17 protein-coding genes are annotated in these 16,528 nt (G+C 72.2%); 6 read left to right on the top strand and 11 right to left on the bottom strand.

The genetic code is table 11. The features are described from left to right. Nucleotides 1-35: 35 nt before the first annotated feature. Genes HD595_RS24175 through HD595_RS24165 form a run of 3 tightly spaced genes read right to left on the bottom strand, consistent with a single transcriptional unit; the run spans nt 36 to nt 2,916 of the window. Nucleotides 36-770: an SDR family NAD(P)-dependent oxidoreductase gene (locus HD595_RS24175; RefSeq protein WP_253772715.1), complete on the bottom strand. Its 735-nt coding sequence runs from the start codon at nt 768-770 to the stop codon at nt 36-38. Then, the gene (locus tag HD595_RS24170) at nt 767-2,074 is read right to left on the bottom strand and encodes an L-fuconate dehydratase (protein WP_253772713.1); all 1,308 of its coding nucleotides are present in this window, start codon (nt 2,072-2,074) and stop codon (nt 767-769) included. Before HD595_RS24170 ends, HD595_RS24175 begins: the two co-directional genes overlap by 4 nt. Then, nucleotides 2,071-2,916: a fumarylacetoacetate hydrolase family protein gene (locus HD595_RS24165; protein WP_253772711.1), complete on the bottom strand. Its 846-nt coding sequence runs from the start codon at nt 2,914-2,916 to the stop codon at nt 2,071-2,073. Before HD595_RS24165 ends, HD595_RS24170 begins: the two co-directional genes overlap by 4 nt. A gap of 526 nt (nt 2,917-3,442) precedes the next feature. Here HD595_RS24165 and HD595_RS46850 point away from each other — a divergent pair. Further along, a complete protein-coding gene (locus HD595_RS46850) occupies nt 3,443-4,630 on the top strand; it encodes a cytochrome P450 (RefSeq protein ID WP_253772709.1) in 1,188 nt (395 codons plus the stop codon). Between the two features lie 19 nt (nt 4,631-4,649). Here the strand turns inward: HD595_RS46850 and HD595_RS24155 are convergent, their stop codons facing one another. The 5 genes from HD595_RS24155 to HD595_RS24135 all read right to left on the bottom strand — a co-directional run bounded on the left by HD595_RS24155 (nt 4,650) and on the right by HD595_RS24135 (nt 9,051). After that, nucleotides 4,650-5,435: an SDR family oxidoreductase gene (locus tag HD595_RS24155; RefSeq protein WP_253772701.1), complete on the bottom strand. Its 786-nt coding sequence runs from the start codon at nt 5,433-5,435 to the stop codon at nt 4,650-4,652. Nucleotides 5,436-5,532: 97 nt separating this feature from the next. Beyond that, nucleotides 5,533-6,111, bottom strand: a complete 579-nt coding sequence (locus tag HD595_RS24150) for a TetR/AcrR family transcriptional regulator (RefSeq protein ID WP_253772699.1) — start codon at nt 6,109-6,111, stop codon at nt 5,533-5,535. A 58-nt stretch (nt 6,112-6,169) separates the two neighbouring features. Then, nucleotides 6,170-7,210, bottom strand: coding sequence for a DUF559 domain-containing protein (locus HD595_RS24145; protein ID WP_253772697.1), 1,041 nt, complete (start codon nt 7,208-7,210; stop codon nt 6,170-6,172). Nucleotides 7,211-7,323: 113 nt separating this feature from the next. Then, nucleotides 7,324-8,136 carry an NAD-dependent epimerase/dehydratase family protein gene (locus tag HD595_RS24140; RefSeq protein WP_253772695.1) on the bottom strand — a complete coding sequence of 271 codons (813 nt, stop codon included), beginning with the start codon at nt 8,134-8,136 and terminating at the stop codon, nt 7,324-7,326. 66 nt (nt 8,137-8,202) lie between these two features. Then, nucleotides 8,203-9,051, bottom strand: a complete 849-nt coding sequence (locus HD595_RS24135; protein ID WP_253772693.1) for an LLM class flavin-dependent oxidoreductase — start codon at nt 9,049-9,051, stop codon at nt 8,203-8,205. 77 nt (nt 9,052-9,128) lie between these two features. Between HD595_RS24135 and HD595_RS24130 the strand changes: the two genes are divergently transcribed. Next, complete coding sequence (locus HD595_RS24130; RefSeq protein WP_253772691.1) at nt 9,129-9,602, top strand: MarR family winged helix-turn-helix transcriptional regulator; 474 nt, start codon at nt 9,129-9,131, stop codon at nt 9,600-9,602. Between the two features lie 3 nt (nt 9,603-9,605). On the opposite strand, the gene HD595_RS24125 is transcribed toward HD595_RS24130, so the two are convergent. From HD595_RS24125 to HD595_RS24115, 3 genes are all read right to left on the bottom strand, one after another. After that, nucleotides 9,606-10,439, bottom strand: coding sequence for an SRPBCC family protein (locus HD595_RS24125; protein WP_253772689.1), 834 nt, complete (start codon nt 10,437-10,439; stop codon nt 9,606-9,608). Beyond that, the gene (locus tag HD595_RS24120; protein ID WP_253772687.1) at nt 10,432-11,007 is read right to left on the bottom strand and encodes an ArsR/SmtB family transcription factor; all 576 of its coding nucleotides are present in this window, start codon (nt 11,005-11,007) and stop codon (nt 10,432-10,434) included. The genes HD595_RS24125 and HD595_RS24120 overlap by 8 nt, the downstream gene beginning before the upstream one ends. A gap of 77 nt (nt 11,008-11,084) precedes the next feature. Next, complete coding sequence (locus HD595_RS24115; protein ID WP_253772685.1) at nt 11,085-12,110, bottom strand: GDP-mannose 4,6-dehydratase; 1,026 nt, start codon at nt 12,108-12,110, stop codon at nt 11,085-11,087. Nucleotides 12,111-12,366: 256 nt separating this feature from the next. Between HD595_RS24115 and HD595_RS24110 the strand changes: the two genes are divergently transcribed. The 4 genes from HD595_RS24110 to HD595_RS24095 all read left to right on the top strand — a co-directional run bounded on the left by HD595_RS24110 (nt 12,367) and on the right by HD595_RS24095 (nt 16,524). Continuing rightward, on the top strand, nt 12,367-13,596 hold the full coding sequence (locus tag HD595_RS24110) for a glycosyltransferase family 4 protein (protein WP_253772683.1): 1,230 nt from the start codon (nt 12,367-12,369) through the stop codon (nt 13,594-13,596). 52 nt (nt 13,597-13,648) lie between these two features. After that, complete coding sequence (locus HD595_RS24105) at nt 13,649-14,365, top strand: class I SAM-dependent methyltransferase (protein ID WP_253772681.1); 717 nt, start codon at nt 13,649-13,651, stop codon at nt 14,363-14,365. Further along, on the top strand, nt 14,362-15,402 hold the full coding sequence (locus tag HD595_RS24100; protein ID WP_253772679.1) for a prenyltransferase: 1,041 nt from the start codon (nt 14,362-14,364) through the stop codon (nt 15,400-15,402). Before HD595_RS24105 ends, HD595_RS24100 begins: the two co-directional genes overlap by 4 nt. Nucleotides 15,403-15,537: 135 nt before the next feature. Further along, on the top strand, nt 15,538-16,524 hold the full coding sequence (locus HD595_RS24095) for a DUF1702 family protein (RefSeq protein WP_253772677.1): 987 nt from the start codon (nt 15,538-15,540) through the stop codon (nt 16,522-16,524). Nucleotides 16,525-16,528 lie beyond the last annotated feature (4 nt).

The following is a 16,528-nucleotide window of genomic DNA, read 5'->3' as shown; positions in this document are numbered from 1 at the left end:
GTGCTGTTTTCAGTTGACGGGCGAGCGGATGCGCCTCAGGGGGCGGGGCGCAGGCGCAGCCCCTGCATGCCTCCGTCGACGGCGAGCGCCATGCCCGTGGTCGCGCTCGCCTCAGGGCTGGCGAGGTAGGCGATCGCGGCGGCGACCTCCTCGGCGGTGACCAGACGGCCCATCGGCTGCCTGGCGTTCAGCGCCCGGCGCTCCGCCTCGGGGTCGTCGGCCGCGTCGAGCAGCCGGCCGACCCACGGCGTGTCGGCGGTGCCCGGGTTCACGCAGTTGACGCGGATGCCCTCGCGTACGTGGTCGGCGGCCATCGCGAGGGTCAGCGACAGCACCGCGCCCTTGGTGGCGCTGTAGAGGGCGCGGTTCGGCAGGCCCGCCGTCGCGGCGATGGAGCAGGTGTTGACGATCACCGCGTGCTCCGACCTGCGCAGGTACGGCAGCGCCGCCCGGCTCACCCGGACGATGCCGAGCACGTTGACGTCGAAGACCCGCTGCCACTCGCTGTCGGGGTTGTCCTCGACCGTGCCCTGGGCGCCGATGCCGGCGTTGTTGACGACGACGTCGATGCCGCCGAGCCGTTCGGCCGCCTCGGCGACCGCCGCGCGCACGCCCGCGTCGTCGGTGACGTCCGCCTTGATGCCGACGAACGGCTCGCCGGGGGGACGCAGGTCGAGGCAGGCGACCTTCATGCCGCGCTCGGCCAGCAGGGTCGCGGTGGCCAGGCCGATCCCGGACCCGCCTCCTGTCACGATCGCTCTGAGACTCATGCGTCCTTCCAGACCTCGCCGTCGGGGAACCTGTGGGCGGCCATCGACTCGGGGCGCATCTCCGCGCTGAAGCCCGGCGCGGAGGGAGCGCGGTACCGTCCGTTGTCGATGACGACCGGGTCGGTGAAGTGCTCGTGCAGGTGGTCGACGTACTCGATCACCCGGTTCTCCATGGAGCCGCTGACCGCCACGTAGTCGAACATCGACAGGTGCTGCACCAGCTCGCACAGCCCGACCCCGCCCGCGTGCGGGCAGACCGGGACACCGAAGCGGGCCGCGAGCAGCAGGATCGCGATGTTCTCGTTGACGCCGCCGACCCGCGCCGCGTCGATCTGCAGGTACGACAGGGCGCCGGCCTGGAGGAGCTGCTTGAAGACGATGCGGTTCTGCACGTGCTCGCCGGTGGCCACCGGGACGGGGCGGATGCCCTCGGCGATTGCGGCGTGGCCGAGCACGTCGTCGGGGCTGGTGGGCTCCTCCACCCAGTGCGGGCCGAACTCGCCGAGCGCCCTGACCCAGGCGACGGCGGAGTCGACGTCCCAGCGCTGGTTGGCGTCGATCGCGATCGGGTAGTCGGGCCCGCACACCTCGCGGGCCACCCGGAAGCGGCGCACGTCGTCGGCGAGGTCGGCGCCCACCTTGAGCTTGATCTGCCCGAACCCCTGGTCCAGGGCCTCCTTGCAGAGCCGCCGCAGCTTGTCGTCGTCGTAGCCGAGCCAGCCCGGCGAGGTGGTGTAGGCGGGGAAGCCCTCGCGCCGGAGCGTCTCGACCCGCTCGGCCTTGCCGTCCTCGGCCCGCCGGAGGATCTCCAGCGCCTGCTCGGGGGTGAGGGCGTCGCTGAGGTAGCGGAAGTCGACCAGGTCGACGATCTCCTCGGGCGTCATCTCCGACAGCAGCAGCCAGAGCGGCTTGCCCGCGCGCTTGGCCTTGAGGTCCCACAGGGCGTTGACCACGGCGGAGATCGCCATGTGCATCACGCCCTTCTCGGGGCCCAGCCAGCGCAGCTGCGAGTCGTTGACCATCTCCTTGTAGAGCGCGCCGAGGTCCTCGGCGTCCCTGCCGATCACGTACGGCCGCAGGGCGGTGATGGCGCCGGTCTGCACGTCGTTGCCGCGCCCGATCGTGAACGCGAACCCGTGGCCGGCGAAGCCGTCATCGGTCTTCAACACGACGTAGGCGGCGGAGTAGTCGGGGTCGGGGTTCATGGCGTCGGAGCCGTCCAGCTCGCGCGAGGTGGGGAAGCGGATGTCGTGCGTCTCCATCTCCACGATCCGGTACGGCCGCGCCGCGAGGTCCCCCGTCATGCCTGTCCCACCGTCTGCCGCTGCCGGCCCAGGCCCTCGATCTCCAGCTCCATCACGTCGCCGGCCCGCAGGTACGGCTGGCCGGGCATGCCCATGGCCACGCCGGCCGGGGTGCCGGTGTTGATGACGTCGCCGGGTTCGAGCACCATGAACCGGCTCAGGTAGCGCACGATCTCGGCCACATCGAAGATCATGTTCTTGGTGTCGCCGTTCTGGCGCAGTTCGCCGTTCACCCAGAGCCTCAGCGCCAGGCTCTGCGGGTCGGTGATCTCGTCGGCCGTCACCAGCCACGGCCCCAGGGGGTTGAACGTCTCGCACGACTTGCCCTTGTCCCACTGGCCGCCGCGCTCAAGCTGGAACTCCCGTTCGGAGACGTCGTTGGACACGGCGTACCCCGCGATGACGTCCAGCGCCTCCTCGCGGCTGTCGAGGTAGCGGGCCCGCCGGCCGATGACGATCGCCAGCTCGACCTCCCAGTCGGTCTTCACGCTGCCGCGCGGCACGAGCACCTCGTCGTACGGGCCGACCACGGTGTTGGCGGCCTTCATGAACACGACGGGCTCGGCCGGCACGTCGGCGCCCGACTCGGCGGCGTGGTCGCTGTAGTTGAGGCCGATGCACACGATCTTGCCGGGCCGCGCGACGGGCGGCCCGATCCGCAGCCCCTCGCCGACGACGACGGGCAGCTCGTCGCGCTGCAGCGCCTCACGGACGCGGGCCACTCCCCCGGAAGCGAGGAAAGCCCCGTCGATGTCGGGCTCTCCGATGTCACGCAGGTTGCCGGCGTCGTCCATCACCACCGGCCGCTCCTGCCCGACAGGTCCTACTCGCAGCAGCTTCACACCGCATCCTTCGTCCACACGGTCATACATCGGATGTCTATAGCTCCGATGCTGCTGGGAGCCGAGCGGGGATGTCAAGCCCTCGGGGAGCGATACATCGGATCCGTGGGTGGAAATATGCCGACACCGCACCTGAACCACCCCAGGAAAAGATCAGAACGCCTTCGAAGGCCCGGCCGGGTAGGGCGATGAGACATCGGAGGAGGACGGACTTCCGTTACGAGTGGGAAGGAGAGGGGGCCGGCAAGGTCATCGGACGGCTCCGCCCATCGGCTGCCCGACGGGGCGCGTGCGCGCCGGACCGGGCGACTCGTCCCCGCCCGCCACGGCGCTCCCCCGGCCGGGCGGCGGGACCAGGAAGCCGGGCGGACAGATCCGAAGCCTCAAACACCCGATGTCTCATACCCGACCCGAGCGCGGCGAAGCGCGGGTGGCCTTGCGGGACCGCGTGCGGTTGACTGGAGGGCGAACCTGAATAGAACACGTTCCAGATTCATGGGAACCGTCCCCCCTGAGGTGAGCGACCGTGCGGATCGACCTCGTCGACCAGGATCAGTACGCGCAATCCGGACCACCCCTCGACCAGCTTCGCTGGCTGCGCGAGAACGACCCGGTGTACCGCCACGACGACGACCCCCCGTTCTGGGCGGTCACCCGCTACGAGGACGTCGTCCACGTGTCCAGGCGCTCCGACCTCTTCTCCTCGGAGCGCCGGCTCGCGCTGTTCCACGAGGTGCCGGAGGAGCAGCGGGTCTTCCAGCGGATGATGATGCTCAACCAGGACCCGCCGGAGCACACGCGCCGGCGCTCGCTGGTCAACCGGGGCTTCACGCCGCGCACGATCGGGGCGCTGGAGCAGCACATCCGCGACATCTGCGACGACCTGCTCGACAAGTGCTCGGGCGAGGTGGACTTCGTCACCGAGGTCGCGGCCCCGCTCCCGCTGTACGTCATCTGCGAACTGCTCGGCGCGCCCGTGTCCGACCGCGACAAGCTGTTCTCCTGGTCGAACCGGATGATCGGCGCCCAGGACCCCGACTACGCGGACACGCCCGGAGGCGAGGGCGGGGCCGCCGCCATGGAGCTCTACGCCTACGCCAACGAACTGGCCGCCCAGCGCCGGGCGAACCCCCGCGACGACATCGTCACCAGGCTCATCCAGCCCGACGAGCACGGCCAGACGCTCGACGAGAACGAGTTCGACCTGTTCGTGCTGCTGCTCGTCGTGGCGGGCAACGAGACGACCCGCAACGCCGCCTCCGGCGGCATGCTGGCCCTGTCGGACCACCCGGAGCAGTGGGAGCGCCTGGTCGCCGACCCGTCGATGGCCCGCACGGCCGCCGACGAGATCGTCCGCTGGGTGTCCCCGGTCAACCTGTTCCGCCGCACGGCCACCCAGGACCTCACGCTCGGGGGCAGGGAGATCAAGGAGAACGACAAGGTCGTCGTCTTCTACTCCTCGGCCAACCGGGACTCCTCGGTCTTCCCCGACCCGGACGTCTTCGACATCGGCCGCGACCCGAACCCGCACATCGGCTTCGGCGGCGGCGGCGCGCACTTCTGCCTGGGCAACCACCTGGCCAAGCTGGAGCTCAGGGTCCTGTTCGAGCAGCTCGCCCGCCGCTACCCGCGCCTGCGCCGCACGGGCGAGGCGCGGCGGCTGCGCTCGAACTTCATCAACGGCATCAAGGAGCTGCCGGTCAAGGTGAACTGACGCGCCCCCGTCGGGCCGCTCAGACGGTCTTGATCGCTCCCCCGTCGGCGAGGTAGTCGGCGCCGGTGAGGTTGCCGGACACCGGGGAGGCCAGGAAGGCCACCAGCGCGGCCGTCTCCTCGGGCTCGGTGAGCCGTCCGGTGGTGATGCCCATCTGCTCGGGCACGCGGGCCAGGAACTCGTCGAGCTCCAGACCGGCCGCCCGGGCCAGCTCACCGACGTAGCCGTCGGAGTCGATCCAGTTACGGGTGCGCGTCGGCCCGGGGGTCACGGTCAGGGCCCGCAGCCCCTGCCCGCCGAACTCCTCGGCGAGCCCCTTGGTCAGGTTCGTCAGGGCGGCCTTGGCGGTGCCGTAGTCGATCGGCTTGAAGGCGGCGCGGGCGCCGATGGAGGACACGTTGACCACGACTCCGCGCCGCCGGAGCAGCCCGGGCAGCAACGCGCGGGTGACGCGCACGGTGGCGAAGAGGTTGAGCTGGAAGGTGCCGAGCCAGGTCTCGTCGTCGATGCCCAGGAAGCCGCCCGCTCGCATGCTCGCGTCGAGGACCCCGCCCAGGTTGTTCACGAGCACGTCCACGTCCCCGGCGCGCTCGGCGAGGGCGCGCACCCCCTCGGGGGTGGTGAGATCCGCCTGCACGGCGACCACGTCGGGGGCTCCGAGCCCGCCGCCCGGCTCGGCGCCGGCGGTGCGGGCGGCGGCGAACACCCGGGCGCCCTCGGCGGCGAACGCCCGCACGACGGCGAGACCGATGCCCTTGCTGGCCCCGGTGACGACGACGGTCTTGTCCTTCAACTGCAGGTCCATGGTCAGGACACCTTTCTTGAACTCTAGTTACAAAAAACGGGCACGCGGACGCCACCCGAGCACGTTGGAGAAGCCCGGGCCGGTGACTCGGCGGAGCTCAGAGAACGGACAGGGCCGTCTCCGCCAACCGCGAGAGGCGGCGCGGGTCGGGGTCGGCCTTGGCCAGCACCTGGATGCCGTTGATGGTGGTCAGGAAGAACGCGGCCAGCGCCGCCGCGTCCCGGTCGGCGCTGATGTCGCCGTCACGCTGCCCCTCCTCGATGGTGCTGCGGAACGCCGCCTCCTGCCGCTCGAAGGTGCGGCGTACCAGGTGGGCGATCACCTCGTCGCGGTCGGCCAGCTCGACGGCGGCGTTGGTGACCATGCACCCGCGCCGCTCCCGGTCGTCCACGGCCGCAGCGACCAGGAGTTCGAGGGCGGCGCGCAGCCGCTCCCGCGCCGGTCCGGGCCCGTCGAGCACCTGGAGCAGCCGGGTCGTCTCCCGCTCGTAGTAGCGCCTGAGCGCCCGCTCGTACAACGCCCGCTTGCTGGTGAACGCGTTGTAGAGGCTGCCCCGGCCGATGCCGAGGGCCTCGACGAGCTGCTGCGGCGTGGTGGCGGCGTAGCCGTTGGCCCAGAACATCTCCATGGCCTTGTCCACGGCGGCGTCCGGATCGAACTCCTTGGTGCGTGCCATGCGACCACCGTAGCCTTACTGGAACTTGAGGTCAAAAATAAGCGCGCCGGACCAGGCGTCACCCGGCGTCGAGCAGAGGACTCGTGGATGGCGCTTGACGTGCCATCCGTTCGCCGCTGCGGGCAGCGCGAGCGAGGCGGCGGCGCGGGGCGAGCGAGGCGGCGGCGCGGGATAAGCGGTGGCGGCGGCGGGCGGCGCGGATGCGGGACAGGATGCGGGTCGTCTGGCGTGGCGTGGGGCGCCAGCCGCACGCGATGAGGGCGTTGGCGACGTGCTCCAGCAGGGTGGCCGTCTGGCCGGGGATCGCGTCCTTGCGCACCGGGATGACGCGCCACCCCTGTCGGCGCAGCTCCGCGCGGCGGGTGTCGTCGCGGCGCTGGTCGGCCGGGGACGAGTGGTGCTCCTGGCCGTCGTACTCGACCGCCAGCCGGTACGCCCGCCAGCCCAGGTCGAGGTACGCGTGGCGGTCGCCCGTGAGGGGCACGCGGATCTGGGTGGCGGGGCGGGGCAGCCCGCCGTCCACGAGGATGACCCGCAGCCAGCTCTCCGGCGGCGAGCCCGCGCCGCGGTCGGCCAGGGCGAGCGTGTCGCGCACGTGCCACGAGGGCGCCCGGCGCCACAGCTCCTCGAGGTCCACCCCGCGCCTCGCGAACTGGTCGAGGGCGGCCACCGCCTCCAGGCGCGGCAGCCAGCGGGCGCAGTCGAGGGCCGTGCGGCCGGGGGTGGTGACGCGCACGCCTCTGTGCTCGGTCACGTCCTCCGGCGGCAGCGTGGCGACGTGGGTCACGCAGCCGGGCAGCGTCAGGTGGCCGGGGGCGACCAGCTCGACCGGCCAGTCGGCGTCGGCCGCGCCCGGGGTGAGCGCCTTGAGGCCCCACACGTGCGCGGCGGTCTGACGACAGGCGACGGCCTGCGGCACCGCCCGGGTCACCGTCCGCGCCCGCCCGAGCAGCGTGGCGGGGACACGGGTGGAGGGGCGGGCGGGCGGCGATCCGCCGGGGGCGCCTGGCGTTACCCGGGCGGCTGCGCCGAGGACGCCTTCGGCGGCCGGGGTGTCGCCGACGGGGATCGGGTGGCCGGGATCGCTGGAGTGGTTCACGGGCCCAGGATGGCGGCGTCCGGGGCCACGTCCGGGCGCCGAATGGCGTTCTGGGGACGAGGAGAGCCCGTCCACAGACCGTCTACCGGCGTGAGGGCCCGTCCACAACCCGCCTACCGGTGTGAGGGAAGCTCGCCGAGCCCGTGGCGGAGGGTGTAGTCGGCCGTCGCGTACGCGCCGCCCTGGAGCGGCTTGGCGGCGAAGTACTCCGCCGCCCCCGGGATCCGGTCCGCGTACGTCTCGGCGTCGTCGCGGGGCCGGTAGCCGAGCCGGTCGTCCAGGTCCCAGAACCGGCGGGTGTTCGCCGAGACCGCGTACGCGGCGGTGAAGGTGACGCCCGGCCGGGTCAACGCCGCCCAGACGAACCCGGCGCAGTCGTACGGGCTCAGCCAGGTGGCCAGGTGCCGCGGCTCGCTCGGCGCGGGCTCCAGGCTGCCGATCCGCAGGCACACCACCTCCAGCCCGAACTTGTCGGCGTACAGCCGGCCCAGCGCTTCGAGGGCGACCTTGCTGACGCCGTACAGACCGTCGGGGCGCGGCGGCGTCTCGGGCGAGACCGTCTCCGTGGAGGGGTGGCAGCCGGTCAGCCGGTTGCTGCTCGCCAGCACCACGCGCCTGACCCCGGTGCGCCGCGCCGCTTCCAGCACGTGGTGGGCGCCCAGGACGTTGGCGTGCAGGAGGTCGGCGAGCGGCGCCTCGTCCGGCACACCGGCCAGGTGCACGATCGCGTCGGCGCCCTCGACGAGCGCCGTCACGTCCTCGACGCCGCCCAGCTCGGCCTGCCGGACCTCCTCGTTCGGCCCCTCCGCGGTCAGCGGCACGCGGTCCACGGACACCAACCGGCGCAGGCGCTCCCGCAGCGGTGCGCGCAGCACGGAGCCGACGTTCCCGGCGGCGCCGGTGAGGACGACACTCTCTACAGTCATGAGGGGCATTGTGCAGCTATACACCGACATTTCTGCCGAGTACATTTCTGCCAGGGCGCGCCCCACCTACCTCAGGTGCGGCACCACCTTCTGGGCCAGCAGCTCCGCCTGGTCCCGGAAGTCCGTCCCCACCGGCATGAGGTTCATCGACCCGAATCCCAGCCCGCACAGCTCCCCCAGCCGCTCCGTCACCTGCTCGGCGCTCCCCGCGACGACCCCGCCGTCGTCCCCGGCGTCGCCGACGTCGCCGATCCGCACCGGCACGTTGTACACGCACTCCACCTCCCGCCCGCCCGCCGCGGCCAGGACCTGCGCGCGCAGGCCGGTCACCTGCTCCGGCGGCGCGAACCCGTACGACGGGATCCACCCGTCGGCCAGCCGGCCGGTGACCTCCAGCGCCCGCCTGCCGTACGTCCCCAGCCAGATGGGGATCGGCCGCTCCGGCTTGGGCTCCAGGTCGGCCTCGAACGTCTGATAGCGACCGCCCTCGAACGTGAACGACGGCCGCGACCACAGCCCCCGGATGACCTGGACGGCCTCCTCCATCCCGGCCACCTTCTCGCGCGGCGACGGCACGCCCAGCCCGAACGCCCGGAACTCCTCGTCCGAGTACCCGCCCCCGAGCCCCAGGATCAGCCGCCCTCCGGAGAAGCGGTGCAGGGTCTCGGCCATCTTGGCCACCATCGCCGGCGACCGGTACGGCACGCCCAGCACCCGCGTGGCCACCCGGATGCGCGACGTGGCCGCCGCGACCCAGGTCAGTATCGTCCACACCTCGTACGTCGGCGCGCTGCCGCACGGATGGTCCGAGGCCGAGACGAAGTCGAACCCCAGCTCCTCCGCCGCCCGCGCGTCGCCCACCGGATCCGCCCCCGCCGCCGCGGAGGTGGAGATCCCGAGCCCGAACATGCCCATGACGCCTCCCAACTCGTTTACATGTAAACTTAAGTCACAGTTGTTTACACGTCAACGACATGGTTTAGGGTGAGGGCATGCCCGAGCCCCGATGGCTGGACGACGACGAGTTCCGCGCCTGGATCGGATACCGGCGGATGCGCCTGCTGCTCGACGCCCAGGTCAACCAGGACCTCACCCGCGAGTCTGGCCTGTCGGCGCCCGACTACGACGTGCTGTCGGCGCTGACCTCGTCCGAGGGGCACCGGCGGCGGCTGACCGAGCTGGCCGACCGGATGCTCTGGTCCAAGAGCCGGCTGTCCCGGCACATCGGGCGGATGGAGCAGCGGGGCCTCGTCGCCCGCGAAGGGTGCGAGACGGACGCCCGCGGCTCGGTGATCGTGCTCACCGAGCAGGGACTGCGCACGATCCGGGAAGCCGCCCCCGGGCACGTCGCGTCGGTGCGGCGGCACCTCATCGACCTGCTCTCCCCCGAGCAGATCGACGCCCTCGGCACGATCGCCGAGACCGTCCTCGCCCATCTGGCCCCGGACGAGGATCTGCGCAGATAGCCGCTAGCCGACCCAGATGGGCCGCCAGTCCGGGATCTCGTGGAAGCGGCGCAGCTCCGACAGCCCCGCCAGGATCCCGCCCCACGCCGCGTACGGCGGCAGCTCGCCCTCGAAGCCGCTCTGCACCAGCGTCAGCCGCGTCCGCCCTTCGGAGCCCTCCAGCTCCCAGGTGCCGACGCCCACGGGACCCCAGTCCACGGACAGCCGCCGGTCCGGCTCCAGCTCGACGATCACGGCCGGGTTCGGGTTGTCGAAGCCGCCCATCGCATAGCGCCCGCCCACCCTCGGCTCGATCGCGATGGGGAAGCCGAACCAGCGCGTCGCCTTCTCCGAGTCGACCAGCGAGTCGAACACGGCATCCGGCGCCGCGCCGACGACCACGTCGGCGCTCAGCTCCCGCGTGGTGAAGTCGATCTTCGGGGTGAGCTCGCGGCCCTCCAGGTGCTCGGCCAGGTTCGCCAGGGCCAGGCACCAGTACGTCTGCAGGACCCCGCGGATGCTCGTGTTCGCGAGGGCCTCCTGGTGGTCGTAGTGGCTCTGCGACACCGACACGATCGTGGCGTCGTCGCCGTCCTCCTCGACGGCGAACTCGGTGGTGGCCTCCACCCCGCCGAGCGTCCAGGCGAAGCTGACCGTGCGGTCGTCGGCGTGCAGGAGCCGCTGGTGCGGCGCGTCGCCCTCGGGGGTGTGCCGGCCCCAGAAGGCGTAGCGGCCGGGCAGCTCGACCTCGGCGTGCTCGGCCAGCCAGATCCGCATGGCGGCGGGGTCGGTCAGCGCGTGCCGCACCTCCTTGACGGGGGCCTGGACGCGGGCACGCAGGGTCATGGGCTCAGTCATGGTGCTCCTCCCTCAGATCTTGCGGGTGAACGGGGTAGCAGGCGACGGCGAGCTTGAAGGCGTCACCCTCGGCCCCGCCGTACCGCGTGAACAGCTCCTGCAGCGTGGTCTGCAGGTCGCTCAGGAACCGCTGCCGGTCCTCGGGCCGGACGCGGATCTCCCCCGACACGCCGATGGACGGCAGCTCGGGGGCCGCGCGGTCGAGGCCGGCGATGTCGGCCTGCACCTCCTCCATGAGGTCGAGGAGGTAGCCGAGGCTCAGCTCGTCGCGGGCCCGGCGCAGGCCGATCCGGCCGACCAGGCGGGGCGACAGCCAGTACGCCCGGGCGCCGGCCTGGTAGATGCCCTCGTTGACACCGCGCACCTTGCGCTCCGACACCAGGTCGACGAGCCCGGCCTCGACCAGCCGCTTGACGTGGTAGTAGACGCGCTGGGGCGTCTGGCCGAGCCGCTCGGCGACCTCGGAGCAGGTGCGCGGCTCGGCGAGCTGCCGCAGCACCTCGACGCGCTGCGGCTTGAGCAGGGCCTCGGCCTGCTCGATCTCTTCCAGGTACAGGACGTCTCTCATCGCAAAAATATTCTTTTACGTAAAAGAGAATTTTGTCAATGGCCCACGCCGAAGGCCCGCCAGAGGCGGACCGGGGGTCAGGGCCAGGAGCTGTCCTGGTCGGGGTCGCCGCCGTCCGACAGCAGGCGCAGGTCCGACTCGACCATCAGCGCGACCAGCTCGTCGAACGACACGGTGGGTTCCCAGCCGAGCTGCACCCGCGCCTTCTTCGGGTCGGCGCACAGCAGGTCCACCTCGGCGGGACGGTGCAGGGCCTGGTCCGTGACGACGTACCGCTCCCAGTCGAGCCCGGCCGCGGCGAAGGCGGCCTCGGCCAGCTCCCTGACCGACTTCATGCGGCCGGTGCCGATCACGTAGTCCTCGGGCGTGGCGGCCTGGAGCATGAGGTGCATGGCGCGCACGTAGTCGCCCGCGAACCCCCAGTCGCGCCGCGCCTCCAGGTTGCCGAGGCGCAGCTCGTCCGCCAGGCCGAGCTTGATGCGGGCCACGCCCAGCGACACCTTGCGGGTGACGAACTCGGCGCCGCGGCGCGGCGACTCGTGGTTGAACAGGATCCCGGACACCGCGAACATGCCGTACGACTCGCGGTAGTTCTGGGTGAGGAAGTGCCCGTACGCCTTGGCCACCCCGTACGGCGAGCGCGGGTGGAAGCCGGTGCGCTCGTTCTGCGGCGTCTCGCTGACCTGGCCGAACATCTCCGACGACGACGCCTGGTAGAAGCGGATCTGGCCGCCGGCCGCCGGGCCGCCGCGCGACACGCCGGAGCACACCCGGATGGCCTCCAGCATCCGCAGCACGCCCATCCCGGTGACCTCGGCGGTCAGCTCGGCCTGCTCCCACGACATGGGCACGAAGGAGATGGCTCCCAGGTTGTAGACCTCGTCGGGCTGGACGCGTTCCACGGCCGAGATGAGCGACCCCTGGTCGAGGAGGTCGCCGCGGACCACCTGCACGTCGGCGAGCAGCTTGCGCATCCGCGACACGCGCGGGTTGGCCTGCCCGCGGGCCAGCCCCCAGACCTCGTAGCCCTCGCGGAGCAGGTGCTCCGCGAGATAGGAGCCGTCCTGGCCGGTGATGCCGGTGATCAAAGCGCGCCTGGCCAACGGGTCCTCCCCTATCACTACCGCGTCTGTTTGGGACGGGAATGTACAGCTAAGGCCTTGTCACAGCACCAGTCCGCCTAGAACACGTTCCACCGAACCGCGCTCGGGCATGCCAACGTCGCAGTTCGCGCGCCCTGCGGAAGAGATGAGGAACAATTCCAGACGACCTACCGAATGGTAGCCTTTTCGGACTAAGGTCATCTTTCACGGTACACGCCGGACACAGCGTGCCCACCGGCGGAGAAAGGGGTGTCCGTTGCGGATCGCGCTGCTGTCCTACCGCAGCAAGCCGACCTGTGGGGGGCAGGGCGTCTACCTGCGCCACCTGAGCCGCGAGCTGGTCGCCCTCGGGCACCACGTGGAGGTGTTCTCCGGCCAGCCGTACCCGGAGCTCGACGAGGGCGTGATCCTCAACGAGGTGCCGAGCCTGGACCTCTACCGCGACGAGGACCCGTTCAGGACCCCCAAGCTGCACGAGTACCGCGACTGGATCGACTGGCTGGAAGTCGGCACCATGTGGACGGCCGGCTTCCCCGAGCCGCTGACGTTCACCCTGCGCGCCTACCGCGAGCTGAAGAAGCGCCTCGGCGACTTCGACGTCGTCCAGGACAACCAGACCCTCGGGTACGGCCTGCTGGGCATCCAGAAGCTGTTCCCCGTGGTCGGCACCATCCACCACCCCATCAGCGTGGACCGGCGCATCGAGCTGGAGGCCGCGCAGGGCGCCAAGAGGCTGTCGCTGCGCCGGTGGTACGGGTTCGTCAAGATGCAGGCCCGCGTCGCGCCCCGGCTCAGCCCCATCCTCACCGTCAGCGAGTCGTCGCTGGCCGACATCCACCGCGACTTCAACGTCCCGCAGGCCAACATGCGCCTGATCCCTCTCGGCGTCGACACCCGCTACTTCCACCCGCGCCCGGACAAGCCGCGGCGCAAGGGCTCGATCGTGGCCGTGGCCAGCGCCGACTCCCCCATGAAGGGCGTCGCCACGCTGCTGCGCGCCGTCGCCAAGCTCGCCACCGAACGCGACGTGAACCTCACCGTGGTCAGCAGGCCCACCCCCGGCGGGCCCACCGAGCAGCTCGTCCAGGAGCTGTCGCTGCAGGAGCGGGTCAGCTTCGTCCACGGCATCTCCGACGACGAGCTGGGCGAGCTGATCGCCACCTCCGAGATCTCGGTCGTGCCGTCCCTGTACGAGGGGTTCTCGCTGCCCGCGGTCGAGCACATGGCCTGCGCCACGCCGCTGGTCGCCAGCCGTACCGGCGCGCTGCCCGAGGTCGTCGGCGATGCGGCGGTGCAGGTCGCGCCCGGCGACCCCGAGGAGCTGGCCGCCGTGCTGCGGCGCCTGCACGACTCGCCCGAGGAGCGCGAACGCGTGGGCCGCGCCGGATACGACCGGGTCATGGAGCGCTACACCTGGCACGTCGTCGCCAAGCGGACCGTCGAGGCGTACCACGAGGCCATCGCGGCCCACCGCCGCGCCCGCTGACCCCCTCCCAGCCGAGAAGACCCTTTTCCCCGACCACAAGGAGACGGATCAAGTGCTGACCGTGGACTTCGACCGGCTGCCCGTCGGGCCCGGCACCCGCGTGCTCGACCTGGGCTGCGGCGGGGGCCGGCACGCCTTCGAGGTGCTGCGCCGCGGCGCGGACGTGGTCGCCTTCGACATGGACCAGGCCGAGCTGGACGGCGTGGCCGGCATGTTCGCGGCGATGGACAAGGCCGGCGAGGTGCCGGAGGGCGCCACCGGCCAGACCGTCCAGGGGACGGCGCTGGACATGCCGTTCGAGGACGGCAGCTTCGACCGGGTCATCGCCGCCGAGGTGCTGGAGCACATCCCGGACGACATGGCCGCGATGCGGGAGATCTTCCGGGTGCTCAAGCCGGGCGGCACGGCCGCGGTCACGGTGCCGAGCTTCCTGCCCGAGCGGATCTGCTGGGCGCTGGACGAGGACTACCACACCGCCCCGGGCGGCCACGTGCGCATCTACACGCTGGCCGAGCTGTCGGCCAAGCTGAAGTCCACCGGCTTCGTCATCGGCCCCCACCACCACGCCCACGGCCTGCACGCGCCGTACTGGTGGATCAAGTGCGCGGTCGGCGTCAACAACGAGGACCACCCGCTGGCCAAGGCGTACCACGAGCTGCTCGTGTGGGACATCATGAAGCGCCCCGCCGCGACCCGCGTCGCCGAGGCCCTGCTCAACCCGCTCATCGGCAAGAGCGTGGTCCTCTATGTCAGGAAGCCCGCGGCGTGATCGGCCGCGAGGAGGTCGTCCGTACGGCCTTGAGCATCGCGGCGATCCAGCAGGAGGACGGCGGCGTGCCGTGGCCCGAGGGGCACGTGGACGCCTGGAACCACGTCGAATGCCTCATGGCCATGGCGGTCGCCGGGCTGGAGGAGCCCGTCCGGCGCGGCTGGGAGTGGCTGGAGCGGCACCAGCGCGACGACGGCTCCTGGCCGATGAAACTGGTCGGCGGCGCCGCCGTCGAGCGGGGCGGCGAGAGCAACCACGCCGCGTACGCAGCCGTGGGCCTGTGGCACCACCACCTGGTGACCGGCGAGCAGGAGGCCACCGAGCGGCGCTGGCCCATGGTCAAGGCCGCCCTCGACTACGTCGCCGGGCTGCAGACCGCGCGCGGTGAGATCGTCTGGGAGCGGGACGCGGAGGGGCGGGCCTCGACGTACGCGCTGCTCACCGGCTGCTCGTCCATCCACCAGGCGCTGCGCTGCGGCGTGCTGCTGGCCGAGCGCCTCGGCGACCCGCAGCCGCACTGGGAGCTGGCCGCCGACCGGCTGGCGCATGTCCTCGCGGCCCATCCGGAGGCGTTCGCCGACAAGAGCCGCTTCTCCATGGACTGGTACTACCCGGTGCTGGGCGGGGCGGTGCGCGGCGCGCAGGCGTCCGAGCTGATGGAACGCGAGTGGGCGACGTTCGTGGTGCCCGGCCTCGGGATCCGGTGCGTGTCGGACGAGCCGTGGGTCACGGGCGCCGAGACGTGCGAGCTGGTGCTGGCCCTCGACGCCATGGGCGAGCGGGAACGGGCGCGGCGGCTGTTCACCGACATCCAGCACCTGCGGCACGAGGACGGGTCGTACTGGACCGGCTGGCAGTTCGCCAACCGGAGGCACTTCCCGCACGAGCGGTCCGGCTACACGGCGGCCGCCGTGGTGCTGGCGGCGGACGCGCTGGAGGGGCTGTCGGCGGGCGCGGGGCTGTTCCGCGACGTGAGCGCGCCGCCCGTGCCGCCGTCCGACCCGGACCGGTGCGGCTGCACCCCCGCCCGCGCGTGATCCCCCGTTCGCAAGGGCTTTTGCGGTTTCTTTGCCGCTGAGGCCGGAGCGCCGAACCGGGCGGGCGCAAGCAGGTCACTAGCGTCGGGAGTGGCCGTACGAGGCGTCTTCGGGGGAAGCGTGGGCGACACGGGCATGACTGCGTTCTTGCACCATGACGGGATCGATGCGGCGCCCGCGCCTCCGGCCGCCGGCTGGCGCAGGCTCCTGGCCCGCGACGCCGACGAGGTCGCCGCCGGTCCCTGGGCCGCCGAGCCCGGCCGGCGCGGGGCCGAGGAGGCCGAGAGCGCGTACGTCTCCGGCTTCAACGCCGCCCTGTCCCGCGACCCCGGAGCCCTCCCGGCGCTGCTCGACGGCCTGCCCCGGGAGCGGTGGACGTTCGCCTGCGAGGGCGCGGGGGCCGCGAGCGCGGTGCTCGACCTGCTCACGCTGTCGCGCGGGCGGCGCCTGCGCGAGCTGCTGTCCGGACCGGCCGCGCACCACCACCACGCCGTCCACCTCGGGGCCGGGCGCGGGTACGCGCTGCTGCGCCTGCCGCCCATGCGCGGGGCGTGCCGGGGCCACCCGCTGCTGCGCTGGCTGGCCGTGGACGGGTACGGGTACCAGCGGGGCCTGGAGGCGGGCGTCCGCCTGCTGCACGAGCGGGCCATGCCGGGGCTGCTGACACGGGCCCGCTGCGCGACGTTCGACCAGGGGCTCGGCCGGCTGCTGTGGCACCACGAGCGGGCCTCGGCCGAGTCGGTCGCCGACCGCGTCGCCGGGTTCCCGGCGGGACGGCGGGGCGACCTGTGGGCCGGGGTGGCCTACGCCGCCACGCGCACGGGCGGCGCCACCGGCGAGGAGCTGGCCCTGCTGGCCGAGCGGGCGGGCGCCGACGGGTACCGGTCCGGGCTGGCACAGGGGTGCGCGTTCGCGTCGATGGCCGTGGTGCGGGAAGGGGCCCTGCTCGGGCCGGCGGTGCTGGCCGCGCCGATCCTGGCCGATGCCGAGCCCGAGGAGGCGGCCTCCTGGGCGGACCGGGCGCTGCTGGCGCTCGGCCACGACGCCCGTACGCACGACGACTACCTCGCCTGGCAGTGGGAGACCCGGCGAGCCTGGGCGCACCGCCACCCCCGCGTCTGACGGG

Source organism: Nonomuraea roseoviolacea subsp. carminata (genome assembly GCF_024172185.1).
GTDB lineage: Bacteria > Actinomycetota > Actinomycetes > Streptosporangiales > Streptosporangiaceae > Nonomuraea > Nonomuraea roseoviolacea.
Note: the sequence above shows the minus strand (reverse complement) of the source record. Positions and strands in the feature narration are given on the sequence as shown.

Bases quoted from the DNA above. Each gene is read 5' to 3' on its own strand.
- HD595_RS24175 (WP_253772715.1), bottom strand. From the start codon at position 770: ATGAGTCTCAGAGCGATCGTGACAGGAGGCGGGTCCGGGATCGGCCTG.
- HD595_RS24170 (WP_253772713.1), bottom strand. From the start codon at position 2,074: ATGACGGGGGACCTCGCGGCGCGGCCGTACCGGATCGTGGAGATGGAG.
- HD595_RS24155 (WP_253772701.1), bottom strand. From the start codon at position 5,435: ATGGACCTGCAGTTGAAGGACAAGACCGTCGTCGTCACCGGGGCCAGC.
- HD595_RS24150 (WP_253772699.1), bottom strand. From the start codon at position 6,111: ATGGCACGCACCAAGGAGTTCGATCCGGACGCCGCCGTGGACAAGGCC.
- HD595_RS24140 (WP_253772695.1), bottom strand. From the start codon at position 8,136: ATGACTGTAGAGAGTGTCGTCCTCACCGGCGCCGCCGGGAACGTCGGC.
- HD595_RS24135 (WP_253772693.1), bottom strand. From the start codon at position 9,051: ATGGGCATGTTCGGGCTCGGGATCTCCACCTCCGCGGCGGCGGGGGCG.
- HD595_RS24130 (WP_253772691.1), top strand. From the start codon at position 9,129: ATGCCCGAGCCCCGATGGCTGGACGACGACGAGTTCCGCGCCTGGATC.
- HD595_RS24125 (WP_253772689.1), bottom strand. From the start codon at position 10,439: ATGACTGAGCCCATGACCCTGCGTGCCCGCGTCCAGGCCCCCGTCAAG.
- HD595_RS24120 (WP_253772687.1), bottom strand. From the start codon at position 11,007: ATGAGAGACGTCCTGTACCTGGAAGAGATCGAGCAGGCCGAGGCCCTG.
- HD595_RS24095 (WP_253772677.1), top strand. From the start codon at position 15,538: ATGACTGCGTTCTTGCACCATGACGGGATCGATGCGGCGCCCGCGCCT.